The organism is Sinomonas atrocyanea, from assembly GCF_030812675.1.
GTDB lineage: Bacteria > Actinomycetota > Actinomycetes > Actinomycetales > Micrococcaceae > Sinomonas > Sinomonas atrocyanea_B.
Window position 1 is genome coordinate 1 of sequence record NZ_JAUSTE010000016.1, and the last position, 19560, is coordinate 19560.

Consider the following 19560-nt stretch of genomic DNA (forward strand, 5'->3'; position numbering starts at 1 on the left):
GCCGGCCTTGGTGGAGGTGGCGGGGTCGGCCAGCCCCGCCCCCCGCGGCCTCTTCGCCGCCCCCCCCGGGCCGCCCCCCCCCCCGGGGGGGGGGGGGGCCGCCCCCCCCCCCCGCCCCACCGCCGTCGTGCCTCGCCTCCCCAGCCAGCACCACCCCAAGGACCCCCGATGCGCATCCTCGTCGCCAACGTCAACACGACCCAGTCCATGACCGACTCGATCACCGCGGCAGCCCGCGCCGCCGCCTCACCCGGCAGCGAGATCGTGGGCATCACGCCCCGCTTCGGGGCCGACTCGTGCGAGGGCAACTTCGAGTCCCACCTCGCCGCGGTCGCCGTCATGGACGCCGTGACGCGCTACGAGGGCGAGTTCGACGCAGTAATCCAGGCCGGGTACGGCGAGCACGGCCGCGAGGGCCTCCAGGAGCTCCTCGACGTGCCGGTCGTGGACATCACCGAGGCGGCCGCCGCGACGGCGATGTACCTCGGCCACAAGTACTCCGTGGTCACCACCCTCGACCGGGCCGTGCCCCTGATCGAGGACCGGCTCAAGCTCGCGGGGCTCGACGCCCGCTGCGCCTCGGTCCGCGCCTCGGGCCTCGGCGTGCTCGAGCTCGAGGAGGACCCCGAGCGCGCGGTCAAGGAGATCGTCGCCCAGGCCGAGGCCGCGGTCCACGACGACAGGGCCGAGGTGATCGTGCTCGGCTGCGGCGGCATGAGCGGCCTCGACGCCCAGATCCGCGAACGCTGCGGAGTGCCGGTGGTCGACGGCGTCGCGGCCGCGGTGGCGGTCGCGGAGGGCCTGGTCCGGCTCGGGCTGACCACCTCCAAGGTGCGCACCTACGCGCCGCCCCGGCCCAAGGCCGTGACGGGCTGGCCGGTCTCGGCCCGCTGAGGGCCTCAGATGGTCCCCGTCGCCGCCTGCAGGCCGAGGCTCGTCAGCGCCACCGCGGCCCACAGCATCCCCCCGAGCAGGAGCGGGCGCGGGCCCGCCTTGCGCATCTCGGCGAAGCGGAGGCTGAGGCCGATCCCCGCGAGGGCCACCGTGATGAGGAAGGCTGCGAGTCCCGAGAGGACGGGATGCCAGGCCGCGGGGATGACGCCGAGGGTGTCCAGGCCTGCGGCGAGGACGAAGCCCACGAGGAACGGCGGGACCATGCGCCGCCACGGGATGCGCGCACCGCTGCCCGACCCGTCCGCGCGCTCCCTCCGGGCACGCAGGGCCGCGAGGACCATGACGATGGGGATGATCATGAGCGAGCGGGTCAGCTTGACCACGACCGCGTAGGACTCCGCGCCGCCCCCGTAGCTCGCGGCGGCGGCCACCACCGAGGACGTGTCGTTCACCGCCGTCCCGCTCCACAGGCCGAACGAGTGCGGGCTGAGGCCGAGGAGGTGGCCGACCGCCGGGAAGAGGAGGACGGCCGCGATGTTGAAGGTGAAGATGGTGCCGATCGCATAGGCGACGTCCGCCTGCTTCGGCCTGATCACGGCCGTCGTCGCGGCGATCGCGGAGGCCCCGCAGATCCCCGTGCCCACGCCGATGAGGGTCCGGGTGTCCGCATCGAGCCGGAGCGCGCGGCCCAGGAGCGCCGCGCCCCCGAGCGCGACGGCGAGCGTGCCCAGCATCACCGGCAGCGAGCCCGCCCCCACCTGGGCCACCTGCTGGAGGGACAGCCCCGTGCCGAGCACCACGATCGAGCTCTGCAGGACGAGGGTGCTGGCCGAGCGGTATCCGGCCGTCCACTTCTGGCCGCGCAGGGGCCGGATGGCCGCCGCCGCGAGCAGCCCCAGGAGGATGCCGAAGACCGGGCCCCCGATGACCGGGACGAGCTGGCCCAGCACGCTCGCGACGGCCGCGACCGCGACCGCGACGCCGAGTCCCGGGAGGGTCCGCAGGAGTGTGACGCGCCGCGACGCCGCACTGCCGCCGGAGGCAGCGGTGGCCGTATTGTCGTCAGGGAGTGCGTGCGTCGGCTTCATTCCATCGACTCTCCCGCGCGCGGGGCGAGACCGGTAGCCCGCTTTCGGATATGGGACCCATGCGCTGGTGATATGACCGGCGGTGTCCCCGCTGTTCTGCAGCCTTCTTACCGGTGCCGGTCGAGCGCCGCGAGCAGGCGCTTGACCGAGCCGCCGAGGTTCCACGCCGAGGCGAGCCCTTCGAGCTCGAGGCGGGGGTCGCCGTCGACCGCTCTGAGCCGCGCCCCGGCGGCGTCCAGCGCGGGGAGCTCGAGGTCGCGGACCACGTTCACCACCGCGGGGGCCACCTCGAGGTAGTCGGCGGCCGCGGCGAGCTTGGCCCGCATCGGGGCCGGGAGCCCGCTGTCGGGGTCCTGGGCAGCCTCGAGGAGGCCCTCGAGCGTGCCGAACCGGCCCAGCAGGGTCGCGGCGGACTTCTCGCCGATCCCGGCCACACCGGGCAGCCCGTCCGAGGCATCGCCGCGGAGCACGGCGTAGTCGGCGTACTGCTCGGGCAGCACGCGGTACTTGCCCACAACGACGGCGTCGGTGACGGTCTCGAGGTTCTTCATGCCGCGGGCGGTGTAGACGACCCGGACGCTGCGGGCGTCGTCGACCACCTGGAAGAGGTCGCGGTCGCCGGTCACCACATCCACGGGCAGCGCGGCGCTCGCCGCGTAGGTTCCGATCACGTCGTCCGCCTCGTGCTCCGCGGCGCCGACCACGGCGATGCCAGCGAGGCCCAGCACGTGGCGGATCAGCGGGACCTGCGCCACGAGGCCGGCGGGGACGGTCTCGACGTCGGGGCCGTCCGCGACGTGCCGCTCGACCCGGTGGGCCTTGTACGAGGGGATGAGGTCCACGCGCCAGCGCGGGCGCCAGTCGTCGTCCCAGCAGGCGACGAGGTGGGTGGCGCCGAACTCCGCGGTGAGCCTGGCGATCATGTCCAGCAGGCCGCGGACGGCATTGACCGGTGTCCCGTCCTCGCGCCGGATCGTCTCGGGCACCCCGTGGAAGGCGCGGAAGTACAGCGACGCTGTGTCGAGGAGCATCAGGCGCTCGGTCATAGCCCATCCTGACACGGCTCGACAGGGGCGGCCCACGGAGGGCCCGGGGATCCGGCCTACCCCGCCGCGGAGAGCCCCCGCCCGATCAGGCTGCTCCCGAACCCCTCCAGGAGCTCGCGCGGCGAGGCGAAGACCTCGGCCGCGCCCGCCTCCTCGAGCTCGGCGGCGCTGTAGCCGCCGCACGAGAGCCCGATCGTCGGGATGCCCAGCGCAGCAGAGGCCTGCACGTCCCAGACGGCGTCGCCCACGAACACGACCTCGGACGCCTCCAGGCCCACGGCCCTGAGCGCGGCCTCGAGGATGTCCGGCGCGGGCTTGGGCTCGTCGGCATCGGCCGAGCTGGTCGCCGCGTCCACGGCCCCCTCGGCGTCCACCACCGAGCGCAGCACAGAGAGGTCCTGCTCACGGGCCGAGGACGCCAGGACCACGGACAGGCCGCCCTCCTTGCAGCGGCCCAGCAGTTCGCGGGCACCGTCGAACGGCCGCAGGTGGGGCCAGAACGTGGAGAAGACCGCCGCATGGGTGTCCATGATCTCGCTGTCCTGGGACGCGTCCCGGTCCGGCCCGAGCAGGCGCTCCACGATCTTCTGGCCGCCCATCCCCACGAGGCGGTGGATCTCGTTCATCCGCACGTCGTGCCCGAAGCGGCGGAACCCGTGCCACCAGGCGAGGGTATGGAAGTAGGTCGAGTCCACGAGGGTGCCGTCCACATCGAAGAGGACGCCGCGAAGCGAGGTAGCCATGGCCCCTCCCTACCCTCGGCGGCCCTCCGCCAATCTCGCTAGGCTCGAGGCCATGGGCTGGCACATCGGCACCTCGGGCTGGAGCTACGACCACTGGGAGCACGTCCTCTATCCGCCGGGCACCCGCCCGTGGGACCGCCTCGGCATCTACTCGGGAGCGTTCTCCACGGTGGAGCTCAACGCGAGCTTCTACCGCTGGCCGCGCGCGACGGCGTTCGCCAGCTGGCGCCGTCGGCTCCCCGAAGGCTTCCTCCTCTCGGTGAAGGCCCCGCGCGGGCTGACGCACGCGAAGCGCCTCTACGCCCCCGAGACCTGGGCTGGGCGCATCGCCGGGTCCTGGCACGAGCTGGGGCCGCGCCGGGCCGTCCTCCTCGTCCAGCTCTCGCCGCACCACGCGCGGGACGACGCGCGGCTGGACTGGTTCCTCGGCACCCTCCCGCCCTGGCTGCGCACGGCGGTCGAGTTCCGCCACCCGGGCTGGCACGACCCGGGCGTCTTCGAGATCCTCCGCCGGCACGGGGCCGCGTACTGCGTCATGAGCGGCGCGGGGCTGCCGTGCATCCTCGAGGCGACGGCCCAGCACGTCTACGTGCGCCTGCACGGCCCCGACCACGAGCACCTCTACGCGGGCTCCTACTCGGACGCGGACCTCGCCTGGTGGGCCGCGCGGATCCGGGAATGGGACGCCGCAGGCCACGAGGTGTTCGCGTACTTCAACAACGACGGCGGCGGGAACGCCGTGCGCAACGCCTTCACGCTGCGCTCGCTGCTGGGCTGAACCCTGCCCGCAGCCATCGGTCCAATCCGCCTCCGCACCCGCTCCGAACTAGAGGTGCACGCCACCTTCGACGGCATGCCAACCTCGAACAGGAGTGAAGCCATGAAGACCACCCATCGCACCCCCGCCGTTGTGGGCCTCGCCGCGCTCGCCGCAGTCTCCGCGCTCAGCCTCTCCGCCTGCGGCGGGTCGACGACGGCGGCCGGCGGCTCGTCGTCGTCCGCCCCGTCCAGCGCCGCGGCAGGCATGACGACGCCGAGCGCGAGCAGCGGGATGAGCAGCCCGATGGCCTCCGGCAGCATGAGCGCCGACCCGGCCGCGAACCTCGTGGGCGCCGGCTGCGCCGGCTACGCGAAGGCCAACCCCTCCGGACCGGGGTCGGTCCAGGGGATGAGCGCAGACCCGGTCGCCGTCGCCGCATCCAACAACCCGCTCCTGACCACCCTCACCTCGGCGGTCTCGGGCAAGCTCAACCCCAAGGTCAACCTCGTCGACACGCTCGACTCGGGCCAGTTCACGGTGTTCGCCCCGGTGGACAGCGCGTTCGCGAAGATCGACCCGGCCACGATCAACTCGCTCAAGACCGATGACGCGACGCTCAAGAAGATCCTCACCTACCACGTGGTCCCGGGCCAGATCGAGCCCGACTCGATCGCCGGCACCCACAAGACGGTCGAGGGCCAGGACGTCACGGTCACCGGCTCGGGCAACAGCCTCAAGGTCAACGGCGCCACCGTGGTCTGCGGCGGTGTGCACACGGCGAACGCCACGGTGTACCTCGTCGACTCCGTGCTGATGCCCCCGGCGAAGTAGCCGGCCAGGGTAGCAGCAGGCAGGAAACAGCAGGACGCCAGATCAGCCACCGACGGCGGGCCGGGCAAGATGGTCGCCCGGCCCGCCGTCGGCGCGCAGGCGAGAACCCAGGGAGGTGGGGGTGGGCGATGGCTCTTCGTGAGACAGTGGTCTACATGCCGGACCACCACGGCGGGACGCCCGCCCCGGACCTCGACGAGCTCATGGACCGCGTGGCGCGCGGCGACCAGGCGGCCTTCGGCCAGCTCTACGACGCGCTCGCCCCGCTCGTCCACGGCCTCGTGCTGCGCGTGGTCCGCGACCCGGCGCAGGCCGAAGAGGTCACCCAGGAGGTCTTCCTCGAGGTCTGGCAGCAGGCCAAGAGGTTCGACGCCGACCGCGGCCGCGCCCGGGCCTGGATCACCGTCATGGCGCACCGCCGCGCTGTGGACCGCGTCCGCGCTGCGCAGGCCGCCGCGGACCGCGACCTGCGCCAGGGCATCAAGGAGTTCCAGGAGAGCTACGACGACGTCGAGCACCGCGTCGAGGTGGCGCTCGAGAGTGACCGGGTCAACCGGGCCCTCGAGTCCCTGACCGAGGTGCAGAAGCAGGCGATCCGACTCGCCTACTACGGCGGCTACACCTACGGGGAAGTCGCCACCGCCCTGGGGCTTCCCCTGGGCACCGTGAAGACCAGAATCCGCGACGGCATGATCCGCCTGAGAGACGTGTTGGGAGTGAGCCATGGATGATCAGCTGCACCTGCTGACCGGTGCCTACGCCCTCAACGCGCTCGACGACGAGGAGCGCCGCCGCTTCGAGCACACCCTTGGCTTCGGCGACGAGACCGCGGAGGAGGCGCGCGAGCTTGCCGAGACCGCGGCCCTGCTCGCCGCCGGCACGACCCCGGTCGCGCCCCCGCCGGACCTCAAGGCCCGGCTCATGGCCCAGATCGCGGTCACGCCGCAGTTCGACGCCGTCGAGGAGCCCCGCCCCGCCGCCGCCGTTGAGGGGTCACGTCCCAGCGTTGAGGGGTCACATCCCAGCGTTGAGGGGTCACATCCCTACAGCCCGGCGCCCCCCGCCGGGGCGACGGTGGCCGACCTCGGTGAGCACCGTCGTCGTGCGTCGCGGCTGCCCGTCTCCACCCGGTGGCTTGCCGCCGCGGCGGCCGCGCTCCTCGTGGTCGCCGGCGTGAGCGGCGCATGGGCCATCCATGCCCAGCAGCAGCGCGACGACGCCCTCCGGCAGCTCGCGCTCGCAGCCGATGCCCCAGGCGCGGTGATGGGCCGGATCCTCGCCGCCCCGGATGCCAAGGTCCAGGAGGTCAGGGTGCCCGGCGGCGGGACCCTCGTCCTCGCCCACTCGCGCCAGGACGCGGTGGCCGGCGTGGTGACGCTGGGCCTGCCTCAGCCGTCGCAGGGGCACGTCTACGAGCTGTGGCTTGGGGACTCGTCCGGCAGCATGAAGCCGGCAGGCCTCGTGCAGGGCACCGGGACCACGTGGAACGAGCTGGCAGGCGGGATCGGCTCCGCCACGGTGCTCGGCGTGACGGTCGAGCCAGCGGGCGGGTCGAAGCAGCCCACCACCGCGCCGATCGTCGTCCAGCAGTTCTCCTAGCCCAGGCCACCCCTTCTGGAGGGCCCGCGCAGATTGGTCCAATCCGTCTGTGCGGGCCCTCCGAACTATAGGTGCGGGAACACCGCACCGGCGCGTCAGACGGCACGCCGGGGACCTTCACAAGGAGACATCATGTCCACCTCAGTCGTCTCGAACCGCCGTACCGCAGTCCAGGTCGCCGCGACCGTCGTCGGCGCCGTCTTCCTCCTCGTCGGGGTGCTCGGCTTCATCCCCGGCATCACTTCCGGCTCCGGCCTCGCCTTCGCGGGCCACCATTCTGAGGCGTACCTGCTCGGCCTGTTCCAGGTCTCGGTGCTGCACAACGTGGTCCACCTGCTCTTCGGCATCGCGGGCCTCGCGCTGGGCCGCTCGGCGGGCGGCTCGAAGGGCTTCCTCGTCTGGGGCGGCGCGATCTACCTCGTGCTGTTCGTCTACGGCCTCGTGTTCGGCGGGGAGTCCGCGGGCAACTTCGTCCCGCTGAACGCCGCGGACAACGGGCTGCACCTCCTGCTCGGCGTCGGCATGCTCGTGATCGGCCTGATCCTCGGACGCACGCTCGCTCCGTCCCGCCAGGCGTCGGCCGTCCGGCGCTGACGCGGGGCCGCCACGCCGTGGTGAGTCGCGGCCACCCCGGCCGCCCGCCCGCCCTCCCTCTGAAGGTCACCTCCTGAAGGTCATTGTCCTGACTCTGGCCTCCTCGGGGTGACCTTCAGGACGGGACCCGCCCTGGGGCGGCCCCTGCTCACCGGCCACGTGGTCGGGCGGGCCCACACAACGGCCTTCGAGATCACGGCCGTCGATGCCTACGACGACGAGACCGCCTTGTGAGTACCGGGCACCTCCTGCGAAAGGGAGAGACACGACCGAGCCAGCATCCGGCTCACGCATGCTGGACGCATAGAAGAGGCCTCCGCCGCTGTAGCGGCGAAGGCCTCCTGTATGTCGGGCTCGGTGACTCGGGGCCCGACGCTTCAGCTCTGACTCGAAGTGACCGTGCAGTCCCGGCGTCAGTGGGAGAAGTTTGCGGAGATCTCTGCGAGGGTGCGCCCCTTCGTTTCAGGCGCGAGCCACTGCGAGAGGACTGCGCCGAGTAGTGCAACGGCGGCGGCGGCGACCATGCTGGGGCCCATGCCGATGTTGCTGATCGCCCATGGCAGGGCGAAGGTGCCGAGGGCGGCTCCGATGCGGCTGAAGGCCGCGGCGAAGCCCATGCCGATCCCGCGCAGGTGGCCGGGGAATACCTCGGCCGGATAGACCTGGGTCAGCGTGGTGTAGCCGGCATTGAAGTAGGAGAAGGCGAGGAACAGGACAAGCACGAGGATCGCCGGTGCGTTCCCCCACACTCCGATGATCAGCAGGATGCCTGCGCAGAGCCACTGCCCGGGTACGGTGAGGATTCGGCGGCCGAGCTTGTCAATCAGAAGCACAGTGGTGACAACGCCCGCGGTCGCAAGTGCGGACAGGCCGACTCCACCGGCCCAGCCGCCGCCGAAGCCGAAATGGGTGAGCACGTCGTCGGCGAAGGTCGCGATCGCGAAGTACGGAGTGACCGCGCAGAACCAGAAACCTGAGGTGAAGAGGGTGGCGCGCCAGTGCTGCCTCGAGAACAGCATTCCGACGGAGGCGCTCTCGATCTTTGTCCTGCCCTGCGCGGCCTGGGCCTCCTGGATCCTCCTCAGATCGATCTCTTCGGTGATGCTGTGGTGCATCTGGGGCGATTCGACGTATCTGCGTGCGATCGTGAGCGCTTCCTCGCGCCGTCCCTTCGTGATGAGCCAGCTCGGCGATTCGGGGAGGCCGAAGCGGGCGAGGAACAGGACCAGGGCGAGGATCGTGCTCGTGCCGATGACGAGGCGCCAGGGGGTTCCGGCGTCGTGCAGGAGGGTGCCGATGATGAATGCCATCATGAAGCCGACGTACCAGGCGATCAGAGTCAGCCCGAGTAAGCGCCCGCGGAGCTTTGGAGGGGAGAACTCTGACAGCAGGGGTCCACCGATAGAGTACTCGCCGCCGATCGCGACGCCCATCAAGAACCGGATGACGGCCAGCTGGACCACGGCGCCGTCTCCGGAGGCTACAAAGAACTGGGCCGCTGAGGCGACGAGGAACAGGCCCATGTCCACGAGGAACATGGGCTTGCGCCCGAACTTGTCAGTGGCCCAGCCAGCCAGCGGCGCGCCGATGAAGATACCTGCCAGCGGGCCTGCAGCGATCATCCCCAGGGACAGCGAGTCGAGCTGGAGATCTGACCGCATGGGTCCGGTGACGGGGCCGATGATTCCGAGGATGTAACCGTCGAGGAACATCCCGCCGATGAACACAGCGACAAGCCGCACCATGAAGCGGCGTTTGAACGTGGAGCTGGTCTCTTTTGAAATGGAGGCGTCGGCGGAGGCCGCCGTCCTGCTCGAATTGATCACTGAGATTCGTTCCCTTCTGGCTTCAGCGCAAAGCGCTGCCGGCACCCGAGCGCCGTTTCCTGGACGCAGGGACAGCCGCAGCAGCCCTGAGCGACCGGCGGACGAGGCCGACTGGCTCGCTGCCAGCCGATATGGCCGGGCACGACCCGGGAGATGACGTCGGCGTCGTCCCCACGTTCCGGTGCTCCGCACTGCTTTGATCGACGGTGCTGCCACCTTTGATAGTCATAGACAGTTTCCTTTAGTGATTGGAGCTGCCGCATGGACGCTGACAACGCTCTGCGGTCCATGCGCGAGACGGGGCTCCCCTTTGATCGGGCGGAGTCCCGGGAGGGGGGGTGGGCACCTCCGGGCCAGCTTCGTTCCGCCATGATCAACAACGTTCGCTCTGTGCAACAGATGGTGCGCTAGCTCACACCCAATGTCAAGGGCATGGCCTGTGGAAGACAGAGTATGTAAGCGTCCTTGCTTCTCGCTCCGGGGTATGCCGAAGGCCCACGTCAGGTGAAGCTCGGCATCGACGAGATCGAACGCCTGCCCGTCGTCCCGGCACCATGCCGATGGGAGGGTCCCGTCTTCCGAAAGCGGTGCTTCGATGAGCAATGCCTCCCCAGGTCTTAGGCCCATCGAAGCACCTTTCACGGAAGACGGGACGCCCGCTGCGAACGCTGAGTCCTAGAACATCGGCTCCTGCACCGCCGGCCTGCAGCGGCAGGTCGCTATGGCAGCTTGCGGATGGTCCCGGTGCCGACCGACCCGGCGCCGGACGGCACCGCCCCGTTCGCGCGCCGTTCCCTCATGCTCAGCCTCGCAGCCGGGACATGGTGGGGTCGTACAGGGGATCCTGGGCCACGGTGGCCAGGATGCGACGGCCGAAGTACTCGATCTCCACCGAATCGCCGACTGAAACTTCGGCGGGCAGGTAGGAGTAGGCGATGGGCTTGCGGACGGAGTAGCCGTAGGCGGCGCTGGTGACGTAACCCACCGCCTGGTCCTTGTAGAAGACCGGTTCCTTGCCCAGCACGAGGCTGCGGCCGTCGTCGACAGTGAGGCAGCGCAGGCGCCGCGCGGAGTTCTCCTCGGTGCGGCCCTCCAAGGCTGCTTTGCCCACGAAGTTGGCCTTGGCCATCTTCACTGCGAAACCGAGACCAGCCTCGAAGGGGTCGTGCTCAGTAGTCATGTCGGAGCCCCAGGAACGGTAGCCCTTCTCCAGGCGGAGCGAGCTGAAAGCTGCGCGGCCTGCAGCGATGATGCCGAAGGGCTGGCCGGCCTTCCACAGCGCATCCCAGAGACGCTGGCCGTTGTCGGCGCTGGTGTACAGCTCCCAGCCCAGTTCACCGACGTAGGACAGGCGCATGGCTGTGACCGGGACGCCGCCGATGACAACCCTCTTGGACCGGAAGTACTTCAGGCCGTCGTTGGAGAAGTCGTCGCTGCTGACCGCGCCGACCACCTCCCGGGCGAGCGGACCCCAGAGGCCGATGCAGCAGGTGCCGCCGGTGGTATCGCGCACCTGGACCCAGTCCCCGGCGCTGCCGCTTTCGGTCTGGTGGCGGGCTGCCCGCTCGAAGTAGGCGGTGTCGATGTTGCCGTTGGCGCCGAGCTGGAAGGTCTGCTCATCCAGACGGGCCACGGTGATGTCGCTTCGGACGCCGCCCTGGTCGTCCAGCAGGAGCGTGTAGGTGACGGCTCCGGGCTTCTTGTCCAGGTCCCCGGTCGTGAGTTCCTGCAGCAGCTTCAGTGCGCCGGGTCCGGAGATCTCCAGGCGCTTGAGCGGAGTCATGTCGTACATGGCGACGGCAGTACGCGTCTTCCACGCCTCGGCCGCGGCAATGGGGGAGCTGAACATGCCGGACCAGGAATCGCGAGCCGGCGGCTGCCAGTCTGCGGGCAGTTCCTTGAGCAGTTCGGCATTGGCCTCGAACCAGTAGGGCCGCTCCCAGCCGCCGCCTTCGAGGAAGAAGCCGCCCAGCTGCTGGTGGCGGGCGTGGAAGGGGCTGACACGCAGGTTGCGCGGGGAAAGCTTGGGCTGCAGCGGGTGCAGGACGTCGTAGATTTCCACGAAGTTCTGCTGCGAGGTTTCGCTGACGTACTCGGGGGTCAGCTGCACTTCCTCGAAGCGGTGGATGTCGCAGTCGCCCAGGTCGATGGACGACTTGCCGTCCACCAGTAGTTCGGCCACTGCCCGGGCGATACCGGCGGAGTGGGTGACCCAGACCGCCTCAGCCACGAAGAAGCCGTCCAGTTCCTTGGACTCGCCCACCAGCGAGCCGCCGTCGGGGGTGAAGGAGAAGATGCCGTTGAAGCCGTCCTCGATCTCGCTCTCGCGCAGGGCGGGCAGGATCTGCTTGGTGGCTTCCCAGGCCGGGAGGAAGTCCTCGAGGGTGAAGTCCAGGCGGGATGGCATGTTGTGTTCGCTGATGTCGGTCGGCTTGAAGCTGCCGAGCTCGTCCAGGTCCACGGGCATGGGCTTGTGGGCGTAGGAGCCGATGCCGTAGCGGTCACCATGTTCGCGGTAGTAGAGGTCTTGGTCCTGGTGGCGGAGGATGGGCAGCCGCGCGCCGTTGGGCAGCTCGTTCTTGCCCTGCTGTGCCGGAACCGGGGTGGTCTTGACGTACTGGTGGGCCAGGGGCAGCAGCGGCACGGACATGCCGATCAGCTCGCCGACCTTTGCGCCCCAGAAGCCGGCGCAGGAGACGACGATGTCAGCCGGGATCACGCCGTCGGGCGTCCGGACACCGGTGACGCGGCGGCCGGACTGCTCGATGCCAGTCACTTCGGTGTTGCCGATGTACCTCACGCCGGCCGCCTCGGTGCGCTTGATCAGCAGTTGGACCGCGCGGGCGGCGCTGGCCAGGCCGTCGCTGGGAACGTGGAGTCCGCCGAGGATCTCGTCCTCATTGATAAGGGGGTAGAGCTCCTTGCATTCAGCGGGGGAGAGGATGGAGCCCTCAATGCCCCATGAGGACGCGTAGCCAAGCTTGCGCTTCAGGTCTGCGAGGCGCGTTTCGGTGGTGGCGACTTCCAACCCGCCCACCTGGTTGAAGCAGCTGACGCCGTCCTCGGTGAGGGACAGGAGCTTCTCCACGGTGTACTTGGCGAACAGTGCCATGGACTTGGAAGGGTTGGTCTGGAAGACCAGGCCTGGGGCGTGGGACGTGGAACCGCCCGGCATGTTGAGGGGGCCTTGGTCGAGGACCGTGATGTTGTTCCACCCCTTCGTGACAAGTTCGTCCGCGAGGTTGGTGCCGACGATGCCGGCTCCGATGATGACAATGCGTGGCGTCGATTCCATAAGGTTCTCCTGCTGCTCTACGAATTGATGGCGGTGCCGGCGGTGCCGGCTACCGGAACACCACGGTGCTGGTCTCGTCCAACAGGACGCGGTGCTGGCAGTGCCAGCGGACGGCGCGGGACAGGGCGAGTGCCTCGGCGTCCTGCCCGACGGTGGACAGGGCGGAGGGGCCGTAGCTGTGGTCTACCCGGATTACTTCCTGCTCGATGATCGGGCCCTCGTCCAGGTCCGCGGTGACGTAGTGCGCGGTGGCACCGATGAGCTTCACGCCGCGTGCGTGGGCCTGGTGGTAGGGCTTGGCACCCTTGAATCCGGGGAGGAAGGAGTGGTGGATGTTGATCGCACGGCCTTCCAGCGAACGGCAGAGATCGTTTGAGAGCACCTGCATGTATCGGGCAAGGACAACCAGATCGACGTCGTATTCATCCACGAGCTCCAGAAGGCGGCGTTCGGCGTCAGCCTTGGTGTCCGGGGTGACCGGGATGTGGATGAAGGGCAGGCCCGCAGCCTCGGCCATGGCACGGTGGGTCTCGTGGTTGGAAACGACCAGGACCAGCTCACCGCCCAGGCTGCCGCCGCGCCAGCGGAAGATGAGGTCGTTGAGGCAGTGGCCGAACTTGGAGACCATGACCAGGACACGCTGCTGGGTCTGGTCGTGGAAGCTGAACTTCATGTCGAACCGCTCCGCGATGCCGCCGAACTCCTCTTCGAGCATGGCGGGCGTGTAGCTGGGGGATCCGGAGAAGGCGGTGCGCAGGTGCAGCGTCTCCCGCAGGCTGTCGTCGAACTGCTGGTGCTCGTCGATGTTGAAGCCGCGCTCGAAAAGGAATGTGGTCACTGCCTGCACGATTCCGGCCTGCTCCCGGCACGACAGGGTCAGCACGAACTTCTTGGCGTGATCGTCCTTGAGCTCCGGCCGGACAGCCGTGGCAGGTGCTGTATCCATGAGGGGCATGTCCCTCCTCCTTGCAGATATATTCAAAATGGAAAACTGATATATTAGACAGATGGCGAGCTGCACTCGTCGGCAGGCAAGGCCTGCGTCAGGGCCTTCTGCGTGTGGGACGGAGGCGCCGCTCCAGGGGAGCGTCTAGGCGTCGATGACCATGTCGGTGCGCGCTGTGGAACAGCAGGGGAGGAATTTGCCTGCGTCGATCTCCCGTTTGCGGATCCCGCCCTGGTGGTTCATCTCGACCTCCCCGGAAAGCTTGACGACCTTGCAGGAGCCGCACATGCCCTCCTTGCAGTTGGCGCCGATCCTGACGCCGGCCCGCTGCGCCACCTCGAGGATGTGCTGGTCGGGATCGATCCGCACCTTGATGCCGGTGCGCATGAAGGACAGGGTGAGGCTTCCCGTTCCGACCGTGTCGAAGCTCGAGGCATCGGGGGTTCCCGCCTCGGGCTCCGCGTCCGAACTGCCTTCGGGGGTTCGCTCGTCCGAGTTGGCAGTCTCGAGCGGCAGCCCCGTGGCCGGCAGGGTTCCATCCTCGTCGTAACCGGGCTCATAGAGCCCGAACGGGCTGGGCTGGCTTTCGTAGTAGTCCTCAGCGGAAGTGGCGATCTCCTCCGCAATCTCCTCTGCGATGTCCGCCGCGAGGGCGAGCTCAGCCTGGTACTCGAGGATGGTCTGGCGATCACCCGAGAAGAACTCCATGTAGATGGAGGTGTCGTCGACGCCCACCTTCTTGAGGAGTTCGGTGGCGCTGTTCAGGTAACCCTCGGGACCGCAGGCATAGACTTGGCGGCCGTTTGCGTCCGGAGCAACCTGATCGATCATGGCGGCCGTCAGCCTTCCGCTGAGCCCTTCCCACCCGTCGGGTCTGCTGCGGTCGCCCAGGGAGTAGAAGACCTTGACGCGCGAGTCCACGGACGCGATGTAGGCCAGCTCCTGGTGGAAGGCAAAGCCGCCGGCTTCCGCGCCGTGGTAGAGCACCACGACATCGGCATGACCCGGCAGGGAGTGGATGGTCCGCACCATGGACATGATCGGGGTGATGCCCGCGCCGGCGGCCAGGAACAGATACCGTGCCCGCCGATCGGCGTCCGGCAGATGGAACGCCCCGACCGGGCCGAGCATGTCCAGGACGGTGCCGGGCCTGACGTTCTCATGCACCCACGGTGAAACAAGTCCGGTATTGTCGCGTTTCACGCTGATGCTGAAGGTCCACGGCTGGGTGGGCGAACTGGACAGCGAGTAGCTGCGGTCTACCGGCTCCTGGTCCTGGCCGTTGACGGGAAACGCGACGTTTACGTACTGGCCCGCACGGAATGCCAGGGGCGCACCGTCGCGGCGGCGGAACACGAAGGTCATGATGCCGCCCGCCTCGGGAACGGTCTCCACGCATTCGGCCATGAACTCCTGCGGATGCCACGGGCCCAGGGCCCGCGCAGCGCTGGCAGGTCCTTCGATGCTGCCCATCACCCTGTTCCACGGCATCTCGAGGCCGCGGATGCGCTGTGGCTCCTGGATGTGTGTCTCAGAGAGGACGTCCGTCATGCCAGGTGCTCCTGCACACGCTGGACGTACCAGTTGATGAATGCCTCTACCTGGTATTCGCTCTTCATGTAGGGGCCGGGCTCGTACGCGGGGCTGGTAGCACCCTGCTGGCACAGCTCCACGAACGCCTTGTCCTGCAGGTTGGTCTGCTTCCAGGTGTAGGTGAGCTTGTCGAGGTCGTAGTCCACGCCCTCCTCGGCGTCGTCGGCCACCAGCCACGTGGTGCGGACCAGCGACTGGTGTTCGTTGATGGGGAAGACGCCGAACGTGATCACGTGGTCGCCGAGGAAATGGAACCAGCTGTTGGGCTGAAGGTGCATGGAGCAGCGGCCCAGGCGGAAGTCCGGGAGGTCACCGAGCAGCTTCTTGGAGAGCCGGCGCCCATCGGCCGAGAACGACTCGCCTTCGCCGTCCAGGGATTCGCGTGAGATGCGGATTCCGGCGATACGGGTGTCAAGCTCCTCGATTACCTCGTACGGCAGGCCGTAGCGGCGGCACCGCTCCTCGAGGGATGACTGGGCCTCCTTGTTGCGGTCCCACACTTCCTCGAGGTGGGCCGGGATCAGGCCCTCGGTCAGGCCCCAGGTGGGGAAGAGCGAGCATGCGAGTTCCGGGTGTCCGTCGCAGTGGTAGCACTCACGGTTGTTCTCCATGACGAGCTTCCAGTTGCCCTCTTCGATGATGTTCTGCTGGTAGGCGATCTTCGTCTTGGACAGGTCGTGGGGTGCGAGGTAGGGCTCGAAGATCTTCGAGGTCTCGTCGAAGTCTGCGGGCGGCTCGTCGGCAATGCAGACGAAGATGAGTCCGGCAACCTCGCGGCTGTGGGCACGCTTGAGCGCGAAGCAGTTCTTGTCGAACTTCGCTTCACCGGGAGCGGAGGCGTGGATCAGGTTGCCCTCGGGGGAGTACGTCCATGAGTGATAGCCGCAGACGAGGTTTCCGGTGGAACCCGCAGCCTCGGTCAGGACTCGGGCACCCCGGTGGCGGCAGACGTTGTGCAGGACGTTGACGTCGCCGCCGTCATTGCGCAGGACAATCAGGGAGTAGGGTCCATAGTCGACCGTGATGTAGTCGCCCGGCTCCGGCAGTTCGGCGACGCTACCGGCAAAGATCCAGTGCTGGCCGAAAATTGCCTCCATGTCGATCTTGAAGAGCGTCGGGTCGGTGTAGAAGGGGGCATCGAGTGAATATCCCTTGCGCCGGAACTCAAACAGCGCAGCGATTTCCGCCAGCTTCTCTTCGGGCAAGGTCGAAGCGAGTTTTCCGCGTGAATTGAGAGGCGCGTTCACTGGAGCAGTCATTGATTCCTCCCGGGAGGGCTGGGTACATGTGGCTTTTGGGCGGCTACGGCGTGGCTGGAGGCAGCCGGCGTCGTCTGGGAATGGAGTTGCGCGTTCAGGAGGAACGGCGAGGCGCGAGAAGGGGTCCCGCGGGCGATGCTTGGAGAGAATCCATATCTGGCCCTTCGACGAACGTGCGTCCTACGCAACAACAATCAGCATGTGCAACAGCGTGACGTAGCCCACCGTCGCTGTCAAGGTATGACGGACGCATTCTGAGACTCCGCAGGCACGAGGCGACGGCCGGGATCGGCCGGGAGGGGTATGCCGTGGCTGCCGGCTGAACGGCAGGCGAGGACCCGGACGGTGCATGCCAGCAACGCCACGACGATGCGCGCAGCTGACCGAGGTCCTGGCGGAGTTCGCCGATGGCCGTGCGGCGCAGTACTTCGTGGGCAACGGTGCCGAATTCTGGTCGTGTGGCTGAAATGCGGCAAGGATGTCTCGGCGTCCTTGCCGCTGTTCCCCCGGGTCAGCATGCAGGACTTCGACGCGTCCAGCGCTCCCAGCGGGGCATGGCCTCCAAGACCTAGGACAAGGACGCGCGCGCTGACCATCGAACCTAAGGAACCGGTGGGCCCGAGTCGTTGTGGCTCTGGGGCAATCGACGGTCCTAGCGCCGCGTGTAGCCCATGTTGGCGCTGACCTTCAGTCCGGCTTCCGTGAGCGTTTCCAGCAGGCCGGGGATCTTCTCGGGGTCGAACCGGAACGCGGGCCCCGAAATGCTGATGGCGCCCGTAACTTCGCCCTGGTGGTTGTAGACGGGCACCGCCACTGCATTCAGGCCGATCTCGAACTCCTCCCGCACTACCGCGTAGCCTTTGGCGCCCACCTCGAGCAGCTGCTCATCGAGTTCTTTCCGGCTGGTGATGGTCTTGGCCGTGCGGGCTTTCAGTCCGGTCTCTTTCAGGATGCGGTCCCGTTCATCCGCACCCAAGGCAGCCAGGAGCACCTTCCCGCTGGAGGTGGCGTGCAGCGGCGTCAGGCTTCCCACCCAGTCATAGGTTGCCAGGGTGGAGGGGCCCATGGCTTGGTCCACATTGACGGCATAGTTGGACCTCAGGACGGCGAGGTTGACCGTTTCCTTGAACTCTTCGGCGAGGCTCTCCAGCACAGGCCGTGCCTCGTGGACCAGACTCAGCCGCCCCGGAATGGAGCTGGCGAGGCGGAGGATCCCAAACCCGAGCTCGTACTTGCCGCGGTCGCTGTTCTGGTGGACCATCCCACGGCTTACCAGCGACCCCATCAGCCGAGAGACGGTGGACTTGTGGATGCCCATCTCCTCGGCGATCTCACTGACGCCCGCGTGCCCTTCCCGCGCCAGGATCTCCAGGACAGTCAGCGCACGCTCCACGGACTGCACGCCGCCCGACTGGCCGCCCTCAACGTCGGTATCTGATTCCGGTTCATTTTTAGGAGCCATACTTGACGATCCTATGCGGGAAATCGTGATGGCGGTGACAGTGCGCATATGACCAGGCCGTAGAGGCGGCCGGAGCACTCGCTACCGCATTACTGCGGCCCCGAACTGTAAACCCAGTTCAATACGGGCCTCTGAATCCCGGTCCTCATTGTGGCCCTCGGCCGGCCAGTCCCGGAGGTTTCCGGCGGACGCGTCCGCAGGAGGTCCGGCGCTAGAGGACGGTGCGGGCGGCCTGGATGAAGGCGCGGATGAGGCCCAAGTCCTTCACGCCGCGCGAGGACTCCACCCCGCTCGAGACGTCCACGCCGCCGGGCCGCAGCGCGGCGACCGCCTCGCCCACGTTGTGCGGGGACAGGCCGCCGGCCAGGGCCCAGAACCCGGCGGGGGCGGCGCCCAGCTCGTCCTCGGAGAACCGCTCGCCGGATCCCGGGACGGCGGCGTCGAGCAGGAGCCGGTCCGGGGAGGACCAGCCTGCGGCGGTGCGCCGTGTGTACTCGCCGGCGGAGAGGGCACGGATCACGCGGAAGCCGGCCTCGCGGAGGGCATCGGCGGTCGCATCGGGCTCGTCCCCGTGGAGCTGGACGGTGTCGACGCCGGCCTCCCGGGCGAGCGCCGCGACCTCCTCGAGCGTCTGGTCCCGGACCACCGCCACGGTCTCGACCTCGCGCCCCACACGGGCGGCGGCGTCCCGGGCGGCGGCCACGAGCCCGGCGGCCAGCCCGGCCCCGACCGTCCGGGGGCTCCCAGGCGCGAGGACGAACCCCACCGCGTCGGCCCCGGACTCGACCGCAGCCTCGACGGCCTCGGGCGTGGACAGCCCGCAGATCTTCACCCAGAGCATCAGGCTGCGCCCCCGGCCGCCGGGGCGCCCTCGGCGTGCTCGGCCTCGTAGCGGACCTTGATGGCCCCGCGCTTGACCTTCACCTCGAGGATCCGCACCCCTGCCAGGTCGGACAGCGACCGCACGTGCGTGCCGCCGCACGGCTCCGCGTTGACGCCCTCGATGGCCACCGTGCGGTGCCCGGTGGCGTCCACCGACGCAGTGACAGCCCCGCCGCGGGCGAGCACGGCGTCCATCTGCGCCTGGAACTCGGCGCGCACGGCCTCCCGCAGCTCTGGGGTCGCGAGCTCGTCCTCGTGGCCCGCGGGATCGAAGTCCAGCCTCGCCTGTCCGGGGAAGTGCGAATGCCCCGAATGCTGCCAGCCGCGCGCCTCACCGAGATGGCCGAGGAGGTGGCCGGCCGTGTGCAGCGCGGCGTGCCGGCGGCGCAGTCCCGCATCGATGCGGCAGACGACGGCGGCCCCCACCTCGGGCGCGGAGGGCACACCCGTGAGGACCACGAGTCCCGCGTCGTCGCGCGCCGGGACGACCGCCGCGCCGTCGAGCGTGCCCTCGTCCGAGGGCTGGCCGCCGCCCTTGGGGTGGAAGATGTTGGGGGACACGGCCGCCCACGCGCCGTCCTCGCCCGTCCCCGCGGCGATCACGGTCGCCGTCGCCTCGGTGAGGTAGGTGTCGTCGAAGTACGCGTTCGTCTGCTGGTCTACCGCCGTGGTCATCCTTCCAGTCTAGGCGGGGCCGTCCGGCGCGGGCCGGGGCTCTGTCTCACGGGGAGCGCGGATGGGT

The 19560-nt window shown here is 68.9% G+C and carries 18 protein-coding genes; 7 read left to right on the forward strand and 11 right to left on the reverse strand.

The window, feature by feature from the left end; all coding sequences use genetic code 11:
* Positions 1 to 168 precede the first annotated feature (168 nt).
* Positions 169 to 894, forward strand: coding sequence for an aspartate/glutamate racemase family protein (locus J2W20_RS17435; RefSeq protein ID WP_307008186.1), 726 nt, complete (start codon positions 169 to 171; stop codon positions 892 to 894).
* 5 nt (positions 895 to 899) lie between these two features.
* On the opposite strand, the gene J2W20_RS17440 is transcribed toward J2W20_RS17435, so the two are convergent.
* The 3 genes from J2W20_RS17440 to J2W20_RS17450 form a co-directional block, all read right to left on the reverse strand.
* Positions 900 to 1982: a YeiH family protein gene (locus J2W20_RS17440; protein ID WP_307008187.1), complete on the reverse strand. Its 1083-nt coding sequence runs from the start codon at positions 1980 to 1982 to the stop codon at positions 900 to 902.
* A gap of 107 nt (positions 1983 to 2089) precedes the next feature.
* Positions 2090 to 3028 carry a 5'-3' exonuclease gene (locus tag J2W20_RS17445; RefSeq protein WP_307008188.1) on the reverse strand — a complete coding sequence of 313 codons (939 nt, stop codon included), beginning with the start codon at positions 3026 to 3028 and terminating at the stop codon, positions 2090 to 2092.
* A 56-nt stretch (positions 3029 to 3084) separates the two neighbouring features.
* Complete coding sequence (locus J2W20_RS17450) at positions 3085 to 3771, reverse strand: HAD family hydrolase (protein ID WP_307008189.1); 687 nt, start codon at positions 3769 to 3771, stop codon at positions 3085 to 3087.
* A 52-nt stretch (positions 3772 to 3823) separates the two neighbouring features.
* Here J2W20_RS17450 and J2W20_RS17455 point away from each other — a divergent pair, with 52 nt between their 5' ends.
* From J2W20_RS17455 to J2W20_RS17480, 6 genes are all read left to right on the forward strand, one after another.
* Positions 3824 to 4549: a DUF72 domain-containing protein gene (locus J2W20_RS17455; RefSeq protein WP_307008191.1), complete on the forward strand. Its 726-nt coding sequence runs from the start codon at positions 3824 to 3826 to the stop codon at positions 4547 to 4549.
* A gap of 102 nt (positions 4550 to 4651) precedes the next feature.
* Positions 4652 to 5362 (forward strand): fasciclin domain-containing protein, encoded by a 711-nt coding sequence (locus J2W20_RS17460; protein ID WP_307008192.1) that lies wholly within the window; start codon positions 4652 to 4654, stop codon positions 5360 to 5362.
* 128 nt (positions 5363 to 5490) lie between these two features.
* Positions 5491 to 6093 carry an ECF RNA polymerase sigma factor SigK gene (sigK, locus tag J2W20_RS17465; protein ID WP_373458046.1) on the forward strand — a complete coding sequence of 201 codons (603 nt, stop codon included), beginning with the start codon at positions 5491 to 5493 and terminating at the stop codon, positions 6091 to 6093.
* Complete coding sequence (locus J2W20_RS17470) at positions 6086 to 6961, forward strand: anti-sigma factor (RefSeq protein WP_307008193.1); 876 nt, start codon at positions 6086 to 6088, stop codon at positions 6959 to 6961. The genes sigK and J2W20_RS17470 overlap by 8 nt, the downstream gene beginning before the upstream one ends.
* A 132-nt stretch (positions 6962 to 7093) precedes the next feature.
* Positions 7094 to 7555, forward strand: coding sequence for a DUF4383 domain-containing protein (locus tag J2W20_RS17475; RefSeq protein WP_307008194.1), 462 nt, complete (start codon positions 7094 to 7096; stop codon positions 7553 to 7555).
* Between the two features lie 108 nt (positions 7556 to 7663).
* Complete coding sequence (locus J2W20_RS17480) at positions 7664 to 7789, forward strand: hypothetical protein (RefSeq protein ID WP_307008196.1); 126 nt, start codon at positions 7664 to 7666, stop codon at positions 7787 to 7789.
* A 179-nt stretch (positions 7790 to 7968) separates the two neighbouring features.
* On the opposite strand, the gene J2W20_RS17485 is transcribed toward J2W20_RS17480, so the two are convergent.
* From J2W20_RS17485 to J2W20_RS17520, 8 genes are all read right to left on the reverse strand, one after another.
* Positions 7969 to 9426, reverse strand: a complete 1458-nt coding sequence (locus tag J2W20_RS17485) for an MFS transporter (RefSeq protein WP_307008197.1) — start codon at positions 9424 to 9426, stop codon at positions 7969 to 7971.
* Between the two features lie 757 nt (positions 9427 to 10183).
* The gene (locus J2W20_RS17490) at positions 10184 to 12676 is read right to left on the reverse strand and encodes a GcvT family protein (protein ID WP_307008198.1); all 2493 of its coding nucleotides are present in this window, start codon (positions 12674 to 12676) and stop codon (positions 10184 to 10186) included.
* Between the two features lie 49 nt (positions 12677 to 12725).
* Positions 12726 to 13631 (reverse strand): formyltetrahydrofolate deformylase, encoded by a 906-nt coding sequence (gene purU / locus J2W20_RS17495; protein ID WP_307008200.1) that lies wholly within the window; start codon positions 13629 to 13631, stop codon positions 12726 to 12728.
* A 135-nt stretch (positions 13632 to 13766) separates the two neighbouring features.
* On the reverse strand, positions 13767 to 15173 hold the full coding sequence (locus J2W20_RS17500; RefSeq protein WP_307008202.1) for a ferredoxin reductase: 1407 nt from the start codon (positions 15171 to 15173) through the stop codon (positions 13767 to 13769).
* Positions 15170 to 16474 carry an aromatic ring-hydroxylating oxygenase subunit alpha gene (locus tag J2W20_RS17505; RefSeq protein ID WP_307008205.1) on the reverse strand — a complete coding sequence of 435 codons (1305 nt, stop codon included), beginning with the start codon at positions 16472 to 16474 and terminating at the stop codon, positions 15170 to 15172. The genes J2W20_RS17500 and J2W20_RS17505 overlap by 4 nt, the downstream gene beginning before the upstream one ends.
* A 652-nt stretch (positions 16475 to 17126) precedes the next feature.
* Positions 17127 to 17936, reverse strand: a complete 810-nt coding sequence (locus J2W20_RS17510) for an IclR family transcriptional regulator (RefSeq protein WP_307008206.1) — start codon at positions 17934 to 17936, stop codon at positions 17127 to 17129.
* Positions 17937 to 18147: 211 nt separating this feature from the next.
* On the reverse strand, positions 18148 to 18777 hold the full coding sequence (locus tag J2W20_RS17515; RefSeq protein WP_307008207.1) for a phosphoribosylanthranilate isomerase: 630 nt from the start codon (positions 18775 to 18777) through the stop codon (positions 18148 to 18150).
* Positions 18777 to 19493: a hypothetical protein gene (locus tag J2W20_RS17520; RefSeq protein ID WP_307008209.1), complete on the reverse strand. Its 717-nt coding sequence runs from the start codon at positions 19491 to 19493 to the stop codon at positions 18777 to 18779. The genes J2W20_RS17515 and J2W20_RS17520 overlap by 1 nt, the downstream gene beginning before the upstream one ends.
* Positions 19494 to 19560 lie beyond the last annotated feature (67 nt).

Coding starts and splice junctions, on each gene's coding strand:
- J2W20_RS17435 (WP_307008186.1), top strand. CDS start 169: ATGCGCATCCTCGTCGCCAACGTCAACACGACCCAGTCCATGACCGAC.
- J2W20_RS17440 (WP_307008187.1), bottom strand. CDS start 1,982: ATGAAGCCGACGCACGCACTCCCTGACGACAATACGGCCACCGCTGCC.
- J2W20_RS17445 (WP_307008188.1), bottom strand. CDS start 3,028: ATGACCGAGCGCCTGATGCTCCTCGACACAGCGTCGCTGTACTTCCGC.
- J2W20_RS17450 (WP_307008189.1), bottom strand. CDS start 3,771: ATGGCTACCTCGCTTCGCGGCGTCCTCTTCGATGTGGACGGCACCCTC.
- J2W20_RS17455 (WP_307008191.1), top strand. CDS start 3,824: ATGGGCTGGCACATCGGCACCTCGGGCTGGAGCTACGACCACTGGGAG.
- J2W20_RS17460 (WP_307008192.1), top strand. CDS start 4,652: ATGAAGACCACCCATCGCACCCCCGCCGTTGTGGGCCTCGCCGCGCTC.
- sigK (WP_373458046.1), top strand. CDS start 5,491: ATGGCTCTTCGTGAGACAGTGGTCTACATGCCGGACCACCACGGCGGG.
- J2W20_RS17470 (WP_307008193.1), top strand. CDS start 6,086: ATGGATGATCAGCTGCACCTGCTGACCGGTGCCTACGCCCTCAACGCG.
- J2W20_RS17475 (WP_307008194.1), top strand. CDS start 7,094: ATGTCCACCTCAGTCGTCTCGAACCGCCGTACCGCAGTCCAGGTCGCC.
- J2W20_RS17490 (WP_307008198.1), bottom strand. CDS start 12,676: ATGGAATCGACGCCACGCATTGTCATCATCGGAGCCGGCATCGTCGGC.
- purU (WP_307008200.1), bottom strand. CDS start 13,631: ATGCCCCTCATGGATACAGCACCTGCCACGGCTGTCCGGCCGGAGCTC.
- J2W20_RS17500 (WP_307008202.1), bottom strand. CDS start 15,173: ATGACGGACGTCCTCTCTGAGACACACATCCAGGAGCCACAGCGCATC.
- J2W20_RS17505 (WP_307008205.1), bottom strand. CDS start 16,474: ATGACTGCTCCAGTGAACGCGCCTCTCAATTCACGCGGAAAACTCGCT.
- J2W20_RS17510 (WP_307008206.1), bottom strand. CDS start 17,936: ATGGCTCCTAAAAATGAACCGGAATCAGATACCGACGTTGAGGGCGGC.
- J2W20_RS17515 (WP_307008207.1), bottom strand. CDS start 18,777: ATGCTCTGGGTGAAGATCTGCGGGCTGTCCACGCCCGAGGCCGTCGAG.
- J2W20_RS17520 (WP_307008209.1), bottom strand. CDS start 19,493: ATGACCACGGCGGTAGACCAGCAGACGAACGCGTACTTCGACGACACC.